Source organism: Ancylomarina sp. 16SWW S1-10-2, assembly GCF_009669305.1.
Lineage (GTDB): Bacteria > Bacteroidota > Bacteroidia > Bacteroidales > Marinifilaceae > Ancylomarina.
Genome location: NZ_SADB01000148.1, coordinates 1 through 576 on the forward strand (window position 1 = coordinate 1; position 576 = coordinate 576).

Below are 576 nucleotides of genomic sequence, written 5' to 3' on the forward strand. Positions count from 1 at the left end.
TAAACACATTCGGTTCTTCTTTTTTTTCTATGCCTATTATTACAAAATTGTATTGCTTACCAATGTCATGAACCTCAAGAATCAAACCAGGTAAACCACCAAATTTCCATGGTCCATCGCTTATGGGAATTTCAAGAGCAAACCATGCCAACCATTGTCTGCCACGAAAAGTGCATTTGGCCAGTTGACAGGAATTACCTAGAACCACTTTGGTACTATCCAAAACTTCCCAGTTTTGTACATTTAACTCATCCTCATAAATATAATCCTGCGCCGAAAGTCCATCGGTAACTGTAATCTTTCCTTCTGGGTAATTTTTATACACAAAAGTCTTCATTCGCTTATGAGGATATCCAGTATTGGTTTCAAATGCTTTATTTATGGCTTGCCTCAATGCTTGATCTTTATTAGGTAATCCAAATATTGAATCAACCTGATTACTATAATAACTGTAACATTTGGAGCAATTATGCCCAATTTGAAGATACAACATATCCCCATCTGATTTTTTATATGATAATGTATCTTTTAAATACTCAAAATCATAAACGCACTTCAAAAAAGACTCATCCAATT

The 576-nt window shown here is 34.4% G+C and carries 1 protein-coding gene; it reads right to left on the bottom strand.

Annotated elements, in window-relative coordinates:
• A partial coding sequence (locus tag EMN46_RS18815) for a GLPGLI family protein (protein ID WP_154202558.1) occupies positions 1-574 on the bottom strand: 574 nt, incomplete at its 3' end.
• Positions 575-576: the final 2 nt, after the last annotated feature.